Origin of the sequence: Mesorhizobium sp. M7A.F.Ca.CA.002.15.2.1, from assembly GCF_003998715.1 — a bacterium.
GTDB lineage: Bacteria > Pseudomonadota > Alphaproteobacteria > Rhizobiales > Rhizobiaceae > Mesorhizobium > Mesorhizobium ciceri.
On the sequence record NZ_RZPI01000348.1, the window covers coordinates 1 to 5,761 of the forward strand.

Annotated in this window: 4 protein-coding genes; all 4 read right to left on the reverse strand. The window is 58.1% G+C overall.

What is annotated here, in order from left to right:
- Nucleotides 1–378 (reverse strand): hypothetical protein (locus tag ENZ74_RS19330; RefSeq protein ID WP_206522298.1); only part of this gene is annotated, 378 nt, incomplete at its 3' end.
- 87 nt (nt 379–465) lie between these two features.
- Nucleotides 466–663, reverse strand: coding sequence for a type II toxin-antitoxin system HicB family antitoxin (locus ENZ74_RS19335; RefSeq protein ID WP_164746046.1), 198 nt, complete (start codon nt 661–663; stop codon nt 466–468).
- A gap of 55 nt (nt 664–718) precedes the next feature.
- Nucleotides 719–1,744: a DUF4238 domain-containing protein gene (locus ENZ74_RS19340; protein WP_063167863.1), complete on the reverse strand. Its 1,026-nt coding sequence runs from the start codon at nt 1,742–1,744 to the stop codon at nt 719–721.
- A gap of 88 nt (nt 1,745–1,832) precedes the next feature.
- Nucleotides 1,833–5,615 (reverse strand): vitamin B12-dependent ribonucleotide reductase, encoded by a 3,783-nt coding sequence (locus tag ENZ74_RS19345; protein ID WP_063167864.1) that lies wholly within the window; start codon nt 5,613–5,615, stop codon nt 1,833–1,835.
- Between the last annotated feature and the right edge of the window lie 146 nt (nt 5,616–5,761).

Genomic DNA, 5,761 nt, shown 5'->3' on the forward strand with positions numbered 1-5,761 from the left:
ACAAAGATCGATCCAGAATCCATCGCCAGGCGCGAGTGCAGCCAATGTGTTTTTGAAAATATACATATCAGAAATATTTTTTGATTCTCCAACGGTTTCCCCAAAGCGATAGAAGTCTCTGTCGACCGTCAGTTTAAGGTTCTCGGCGGATGAGGAGCCTCGGTTCCAGATTCGAGCAACAAAAATAGTATGGTGTTGAATTTCGATATTCAAAGCAATTACAGGCCGCGTTTGAACCTCGATCTGCTTCTGTATTTCTATGACCATCATTTTATTTGAGTGGGCTATCTTATAAGTTAGCCAGGCGTATACGCCCGTAATAACTACCAAAATTGTTGTTAGGAGGTCTATAGGCGTCAAACCAATAGCGCTTGTCATAAATTTTTCCAAAAGAAACCGCGCTCAATAACGTGGGTGTGAAGTTCATCTACCTGTAGTGCCGGTCTGGTTCGTGGCTTTATGCCTTTACGCACTCTGCCAAGCTAACACCTTCGGCACATTCAACCCATCGGCCCGCAAACCCTTGATGTGAAAGCGAATTGCATCGCGAATCTCGGCTTCCACCTCGCGTACAGTTGCACCGGTCGCGATGCAGCCGGGTAAATTCGGCACATAAGCGGAAAAGTTATTTCCCGCCTTTTCAATCACCACCGCGTAACACACGCACTTCACTCCCTAGGTGGATAGTCAGTGTAGCGGCTCACGCCCTGTTGCATCCTCATCGTCGGAATGGGTATTCCCACGCATTCGATAGAGCGGAGGGCTGTCCGATCTTGTAGCTTATTCGCTGCACCAAGCCGTTACCAACTATCGAGCGTTCGAAGTCCGGAACTGGCCCTTTATCGAAAAAGTTGGATACTAAGGTCTCGATGTCTCCCCGTTGGCTAAATATATAGCGATCAGCAAAAAGAGCCACGACCTCATTGATGCGATCTATCGCCCGGCGGTTGCGTACTTCTCTATGCATTGCATCCGTCTGCCTTCGGGTGTCCAGATACATCGCAATGCGCGGAGTTATAGGGAAGACAAGTTCAAAATCATCAAAATTTCCGACACTGTATGGAACTATTTTACCTATTGGTGTTCCCGATTTGAAGTAGCACACGGGGTTATCGCTAGAAATAAAATCGACGCCTGTCTCGTTGTGTATAAAAACAGGCGCGTTGTACCGATTCATTACAGGAAGCATGCCTCGAATGATATTTGGCATCGAAAGAAGGGCGGTATGCGGGTCAATGTTTATTTGAATTATGCCGGCGTTTATCAAATCCTGCATTCTAATCTGGCTCGATACATCTCCTGTCGTCTTGCGATAAATTTCCAACAGAGCCTCGGGTACGGGAGGTGAAACTGCGTCCGATATCCTAGCAACAGAGTCTCGCAAAAGGCTCATAACAGATCTAAGCGCGTTGGGTACACGGCATCGCATGGACAAAAGGAATTCGGTGAAATGTTTAATTTCATCAAGTGAGAGCGGTTTCTTTTCCGCGATAATGTTCACAGCTCGGTCCCAGCCGCTTTCTATCGTGTCGGAAAAAAGTCTCTCGATCGCGTTGTCAAAACGCGCTTCAGCATGAACTGGTTGTGAGTATAGGTATTTCTCTTTGAATACCGATTTTGGAGAGGTGCAGAAAAGCCTACAATCTTCCCACGTATCGTAGACTTTGATGCAGCCGTCTCCATCCAAGAAATGCTTCGAATAAGTTTCCGGAATATAGTGCTGTTGCTTGGGCTCTGGCGGCATTTTTATAGACCTCCGCTCTCAGCATATCTCTTCTGCTGAGAGCGGAGTCGCATTGTTGGCAGCAGACAGACAGCGCGCGTGAATTAGCTCAGCTGCACCCGCTCGTCGAGCCACACGTATCGCACTTCTCGCAGGTCCCGTTCCGCACCATGGTAAAATTCTGGCACTCGGAGCAGGAATTGCCGGTGTAGCCCTGGAGCAGCGATTTGGCGCGGCGGTCGTTGGCGAGTTTCTTGGCTTCCGCCGCCTCCATGGCCGCGGCGTCGGTGAACAGCGCAGCCGTGGCGTCGGAAGCAACACCCGCCGCTTCCTCGAAGGCGATGTCCTCGGCCAATTCCTTTGCCCGCTCCTCATAGTCGCGCTTGTAGGCGACCGCTTCGTCGCTGGCGGGTTTCAGCGCCAGCACGTTGGAGCCGGAGAAGGCGGTCGGTGCCGAGCGGGCAGGGGCGCCCGAGGGGGCCGCAAAGCCTTTCGGATCGTTGCCGCTGACGCGCGACACCAGCTTCACCGGCGAGGCGCCACGGGTCAGGCCCTTGGAGACCGCATCGGTCTTGCCTTCGCTGATGCCACGGCCAAGTGCGGTGTTGGAAAAGTCCGACTGGTCGACATGGGCGAGATCGTTGCGGCCGAGGTAGGAGATCGCCAGCTCGCGGAACACGTAGTCGAGGATCGACGTCGCGCTCTTGATGGCGTCATTGCCCTGCACCATGCCGGCCGGCTCGAACTTGGTGAAGGTGAAGGCGTGCACATATTCGTCGAGCGGCACGCCATATTGCAGGCCCAACGAAATGGCGATGGCGAAGTTGTTGAGAAGGCCACGCAAAGTCGCGCCTTCCTTGTTCATGTCGATGAAGATCTCGCCGAGACGGCCATCGTCATATTCGCCGGTGCGCAGGAAGATGGTGTTGCCACCGATCTTGGCTTTCTGCGTGTAACCCTTGCGGCGGCCGGGCAGCTTTTCCTGCTCGCGCGACACGCGCTCGATGATGCGCTCGACGATCCGCTCGGTGATCTGTGCGGCACGTGCTGCCGCAGGTGCGGCGAGCAGCTGCTCGACGGCTTCATCCTCGTCGTCCTCGCCATCGGCGAGCAGCGAGGAATTGAGCGGCTGCGACAGTTTCGAGCCGTCGCGGTAGAGCGCGTTGGCCTTCAGCGCCAGCTTCCACGACAGCATGTAGGCGCCCTTGGCGTCTTCCACCGTCGCATCGTTGGGCATGTTGATGGTCTTGGAGATCGCGCCGGAAATGAAGGGCTGTGCCGCCGCCATCATCTGGATGTGGCTGTTGATAGACAGCGAGCGCTTGCCGATCTTGCCGCACGGGCTGGCGCAATCGAACACGGCGAGGTGTTCGGCCTTGAGGAACGGCGCGTCTTCCAGCGTCATCGCACCGCAGACATGGATGTTGGCGGCCTCGATGTCCTTGCGGGAGAAGCCGAGCGCCGGCAGCATCTCGAACGAGAAGTCGTTGAGCTGCTCGTCGGTGAAGCCGAACGTCTCCTTCACCCAGTCGGCGCCGAGCGTCCACTGGTTGAAGACAAACTTGATGTCGAAGGCCGACTTCAAGGCTGCGTTGAGCGCCGCGATCTTCTCGTCGGTGAAGCCCTTGGCCTTGAGCGCGCCGGGGTTGATGGCCGGCGCCTGGTTGAGGTTGCCGTGGCCGACCGCATAGGCCTCCATCTCGGCGATCTGGGCTTCGGAATAGCCGAGCGTGCGCAGCGCTTCCGGCACGGCGCGATTGATGATCTTGAAATAGCCGCCGCCGGCCAGCTTCTTGAACTTCACCAGCGCGAAGTCGGGCTCGATGCCGGTGGTGTCGCAATCCATGACCAGGCCGATCGTGCCGGTCGGCGCGATGACGGTCGCCTGCGCGTTGCGGTAGCCATGCTCCTCGCCGAGCTCGATGGCGCGGTCCCAGGCGGCCTTGGCGTGGGTCGCAAGGTCCTGCTGCTTCAGGTCGGAAGCGACGAGCGGCACCGGGTTGACGGCGAGCTTCTCGTAGCCCTGCTTCTCGCCATAGGCGGCACGGCGATGGTTGCGCATGACGCGCAGCATGTTCTGGGCATTGCGGTCGTAGTCGGCGAAGGCGCCGAGTTCGCCGGCCATCTCGGCCGAGGTGGCATAGGCCATGCCGGTCATGATCGCGGTGAGTGCGGCGCAGATCGCGCGGCCTTCGTCGGAGTCGTAGGGAATGCCCGACGTCATCAGCAGGCCGCCGATATTGGCATAGCCGAGGCCGAGCGTGCGGTATTCGTAGGACTGCTTGGCGATCTCCTTCGACGGGAACTGCGCCATCATGACGGAGATTTCGAGCACGATGGTCCACAGCCGCACCGTGTGCTCGTAGGCTGCGATGTCGATCGTGCCGTCGGCGTTGCGGTAGGGCAGCAGATTGATCGAGGCGAGATTGCAGGCCGTGTCGTCGAGGAACATGTATTCGGAGCACGGGTTGGACGCCCGGATCGCACCGGCGGAAGCGCAGGTGTGCCAGTCGTTCATCGTCGTGTTGAAATGCAGGCCCGGATCGGCCGACGCCCAGGCGGCGTAACCGATCTTTTCCCAGAGATCCCTGGCCTTCAGCGTCTTCAGTACCTTGCCGTCCTTGCGGGCGGTCAGGTGCCAGTCGGCATCGTCCTCGACGGCGCGCAGGAAATTATCCTTCAGCGACACCGAATTGTTGGAATTCTGGCCCGAAACCGTGAGGTAGGCGTCCGAATCCCAGTCTGTGTCGTAGGTCTTGAACGACATCGAGCTATAGCCCTGCTTGGCGAACTGGATGACGCGGTAGATGTAGTTCTCCGGCACGGCCGACTTCTTGGCCGCCTTAATCTCGCGCTTCAGCGCGGAGTTGATCGACGGATCGAAGCAGTCGTCGCCATTGCCTTCGCAGTTGACGCAGGCCTTCATGATCGCTTCGAGATGCTTCTTGACGATCTTCGAGCCGGTCACCAGCGAGGCGACCTTCTGCTCTTCATTGACCTTCCAGTCGATGAATTCCTCGATATCGGGATGGTCGGCGTCGACGATGACCATTTTGGCGGCGCGGCGCGTCGTGCCGCCCGACTTGATGGCGCCCGCCGCGCGGTCGCCGATCTTGAGGAAGCTCATCAGGCCCGACGAGCGGCCGCCACCGGACAGTTTTTCGCCTTCGCCGCGCAGCAGCGAGAAGTTGGAGCCGGTGCCGGAGCCGTATTTGAACAGGCGCGCTTCACGCACCCACAAATCCATGATGCCACCCTCGTTGACGAGGTCGTCCTGTACGCCCTGGATGAAGCAGGCATGCGGCTGCGGATGCTCGTAGGAGGATTTCGACTTGGTCAGCTTGCCGGTGAACGGGTCGACATAGAAGTGGCCCTGGCTCGGGCCGTCGATGCCATAGGCCCAGTGCAGGCCGGTGTTGAACCATTGCGGCGAGTTCGGCGCGACGCGCTGGGTGGCCAGCATGTGGGCAAGCTCGTCACGGAAGGCGCGTGCGTCTTCTTCCGACGCCTTGAAGTAGCCGCCCTTCCAGCCCCAATAGGTCCAGGTGCCGGCAAGGCGGTCGAAGACCTGGCGGGCGTCGATCTCGGAACCGTAGCGCTCGGCTTCCGGCAGCTTGGCGAGTTCCGCCTCATCGGCGACGGAGCGCCACAGGAAGGAGGGGACGTCGTTCTCTTCGATCTTCTTCAGGCGTGCCGGAACACCGGCCTTGCGGAAATATTTCTGTGCCAGGATATCGGCTGCGACCTGGGAGAACTGCGCCGGCACGTCGATATTGTCCAAGCGGAACACCACCGAGCCATCCGGATTCTTGATCTCCGAAAGCGCCTTGCGGAATTCGATCTCCGCATAGGCGGACTGTCCTGGCTTGGTGAAACGACGCTCGATGCGCATTGGTCCGGTCCCTTTTGTCTATATGTAGCGCTTTTCCCCAGGGATTTCTGCCCCCGATGCGAAACGCGCATGTCCGCCGTCTGCCGGCGTTCGAAAACGGCCGGCTCTCCATTTCGCAGCCTCCGCCGGCCCTGCTGGTCAAACTC